Raw genomic sequence first — 3316 nt, forward strand, 5'->3', positions numbered from 1 at the left:
ACATCAACCAAGGCCTGCTCTACTTGTTGTTTAGTGTCGGTATCAATGATAATTATTTTGCGCCAATCACTGCCCCCTTCTGAAATTTGATACGCTAATAACGAACCATCTTTAGAAAACGACAGTCCCGACATAGACGTAGTGCCATCTTCACTAAAGGTATTGGGGTCTAAAAACACCTCGACTGCGCCACCTTCTTTACTGCGATATAAAACTGCTTGATTTTGCAGGCCATCATTTTTATAAAAGTAAGTGTAATCGCCCTCTTTAAATGGCGCGCCTACTTTTTCGTAGTCCATCAACTTTTTTAAACTTTGTTTTAATTTATCGCGATACGGTATTTGCTCTAAATAGGCAAAAGTTAACTTATTTTGTGCTGCAACCCACTGCGCCGTTTCTGCGCTCATATCATCTTCTAACCAACGATACGGGTCAGCCACCGCTTCACCATAGTAGTGATCAACAACATTTCCCTGTTTAGTCTCGGGGTAACTCACTGCACTGATTGGGCTTATAGTCAGATTTACTGTGTCATTAGTATTGTTATTGCTTGTCTCTGAACAGCCTGTCAGTGCGATAAGCACTGCACATGCTAAAGTGTGTTTAAACATGGTTATTTCCATTTTAGTTATTATTTAATTACTACCCTAAGTTATTAACTTTAGGCAAGTTTGTCTATTTAATTGCGATCAATGCCACTGCTTGCTGTAAACAAATGTAAATTTAAGCTTTAATAGTAAGTAGTAACAAAACATAAAAGTAGCCGCTATGCACTCATTTAGTCGCTGTAAAACGTTTTACCTTTATTACTTGAACGAGCACCGCAACGCAACATGCCGACGATTACACTTTGTCGACAGTCGTTTAGTGTTTATTGTGACCACTTTTGCGCTTTATAAGCAACTTTACACGTTACTGTGGTTATTACCCGTTATTGGTTATGGTTTTACTTGCTTTGGTCATTACTTTTTTGAAAAAAGTCGCCCGGCTAGGTTTCAGCATCCTATTTATACCAATTTGCATTACTTAAAAAGTAAACCTATTGTTGCTTGAATGTTATTCATTTGACGTGGTTTGCAGCGAGAGTATAAGGTCTGACAATTAGTGCAAAAAACTTAACACAATTAACCCCTTGGTTTTGAATAAGGACATAAACATGAAGCGTAAACTGCGTCCATCAGCTCTACACCTTACAGTTACTTTAAGTGCTACTGCGGCATTACTTGGCTCACTTACAGTGCATGCCGCTGAGCAAGAGGTACAAGCACAAGCGAATATTGAACAAATTAGTGTAATAGGCTCGCGCCGCTTAGGTCGCACTGTAGAAGACAGTCCCGTGCCAATTGATATTATTAGTGGCGACGCACTTACAAGCTCCGGACAAACTGAAACCAATGCGCTACTGAGCAGCTTACTACCTAGCTTTAATTTTCCCCAAGCATCACTCACTGATGGCAGCGACCATGTACGCCCAGCACAATTACGGGGCTTAGCACCCGATCACACCTTAGTGCTGGTGAACGGTAAACGCCGCCATAGTAATGCATTACTTAATTTAAATGGCTCTACGGGCCGTGGCTCATCATCGGTTGATTTAAATGCGATTCCGGCAAACGCCATTGAGCGTATTGAAGTATTACGTGATGGCGCGGCTGCGCAATATGGCTCCGACGCAATCGCAGGGGTGATTAATATTGTGCTTAAAAGTGCCAGTAGCGGGGGCTCTGTTGCGGCAATTTATGGGGCCAATGTTACCACCATGGATGGCGTGCCCGAGCTTACAGCGGTAACCACCGACAGCAATGGCGATTTAGCATTTAACGAAGGCAGCGATCGTTCCATCACCGACGGCCAAACTTTAACTTTGCAAGGCAATATGGGCTTTGAGCTGGGGGAAAATGGCTTTTTGAATTTGTCGGCCGAATACCGCGACCGTCATTCAACTAACCGTGCAGATTACGATCAGCGCGAAAACTACGCCCGCTTAGACAATGGTGCCCTTGATCCGCGTGAATTAACATGGGATCGCTACAATCACAATTTTGGTAACGGTAATGTCGAAGACTTTGCTTTGTTTTATAACGCAGGCCACCAGCTAAACAGTGATGCCGAACTGTATTCTTTTGGCTCTTACAGCAAACGCGAAGGTGAAGGCGCTGGCTTTTATCGCCGTGCGCAAGACAGCCGTAACGTGATTGAGATTTACCCTGATGGTTTTTTACCGGTGATCACCTCAGACATAGATGATTATTCATTGGCACTAGGCGTCAAAGGCTTTGTTAGCGCGTGGAACTACGATGTATCGGCGGTGTATGGCTCAGACGAATTTGACTTTGGTGTTATTAATAGCTTAAACACCTCCTATGGCCCTAACAGCCAAACACGTTTTGATGCAGGCACACTTGCCTATGATCAGCTCACCTTCAATGTTGACTTTAGCCGTGAAGTGGATGTCGATTTTTTAGCCAGTGGCGTCAACGTGGCGCTCGGTGCAGAATATCGCCGCGAAGGTTACGAGATTCAAGCCGGTGAAGAAGCATCTTATGCACAAGGTTCATTTGGTCCAGGTGGCGCACCCACAGATCCAGTGAACGGTCCATTTGGTTCAGCAGGCTCGCAAGTGTTTCCTGGCTTTACTCCCGAGTCTGCAGGCGATAACAGCCGCCATAACGTTAGTTTTTATGTAGATCTTGAAGCGTACATTACCGAAAACTGGAACCTGACCGTAGCTGCACGCTACGAAGACTACTCTGATTTTGGCGATACCTTAAATGGTAAGATTGCCACGCGTTACACATTAAGCGACGATTTAGCGCTGCGAGCCTCGTTATCTACCGGCTTTAGAGCGCCGTCGTTACAACAACAACACTTTACCTCTGTGGCCACGGTATTTGTAGAAGGTGTACCGACACAAACCGGCACCTTCGCACCAAGCAGTAATGTGGCAAAAGCGCTTGGCTCACCGGGCCTTGATGCTGAAGAAGCCACTAACTATGGCGTGGGATTTACTTGGTCTACCGAACACAACTTTAGTTTATCGGTTGATTACTATCAAATTCTGATTGATGACCGAATTGTGTTATCCAATAACTTATCGGGCCCGGCTATTGCCGAACTACTAGAAGGAACAGGGGCGAGTAATGGCCGCTTTTTCTTAAACGCGATTGACAGTAAAACGCGTGGGGTGGATGTAGTTGCATCCTATAACTTACTCACCGACAACTACGGTGACGTGGCGTTTAACTTAGGCTATAACTATGGCAAAAACCAAGTAACCGATATCATTGAGCCACCCGCAGAGCTGCAAGGCGCGGGC

At 44.8% G+C, this 3316-nt stretch carries 2 protein-coding genes and 1 pseudogene; 2 read left to right on the forward strand and 1 reads right to left on the reverse strand.

Annotated elements, in window-relative coordinates:
• Positions 1-611 (reverse strand): annotated as a pseudogene (locus tag ABYB02_RS15895) (S9 family peptidase); the annotation flags it as partial.
• A 157-nt stretch (positions 612-768) separates the two neighbouring features.
• On the opposite strand from ABYB02_RS15895, the gene ABYB02_RS15900 reads away from it, so the two are divergent.
• On the forward strand, positions 769-1053 hold the full coding sequence (locus ABYB02_RS15900) for an Mpo1-like protein (protein ID WP_372763366.1): 285 nt from the start codon (positions 769-771) through the stop codon (positions 1051-1053).
• Positions 1054-1156: 103 nt separating this feature from the next.
• The coding region (locus ABYB02_RS15905) for a TonB-dependent receptor plug domain-containing protein (RefSeq protein WP_372763367.1) at positions 1157-3316 on the forward strand (2160 nt) is incomplete at its 3' end.

Source organism: Pseudoalteromonas sp. (genome assembly GCF_041613455.1).
GTDB lineage: Bacteria > Pseudomonadota > Gammaproteobacteria > Enterobacterales > Alteromonadaceae > Pseudoalteromonas.